General features: G+C 48.8%; 1 protein-coding gene. It reads right to left on the bottom strand.

The window, feature by feature from the left end; genetic code table 11:
• Window positions 1–244: response regulator (locus tag AC0L20_RS41670; protein WP_473295936.1), on the bottom strand; the 244-nt coding region annotated here is incomplete at both ends.

Below are 244 nucleotides of genomic sequence, written 5' to 3'. Positions count from 1 at the left end.
GTGAGTGAATTTTCTGTAAGACATAGTTCCTATGCAGATGTAATTTGTGGAATTTTCTGTAGGAAAATGGAGTATGGATAACTATGTTGAATGGAACTAAAACTGATGCGGCCACCGGGATCTGCGGATATTGCCCGCGCAGCAACACCAATCCGGAAAAACCATAGGCACCGGGCATGTTCAGGTCGAGCAGCACCAAGTCCCAGTCGCACCTTTCGGTCAAGCGGGCTTCCAGCTCGGCAAT

This window comes from Bradyrhizobium sp. Kon58, from assembly GCF_055807455.1.
This window is presented reverse-complemented; position numbering and strand designations above follow the sequence as displayed.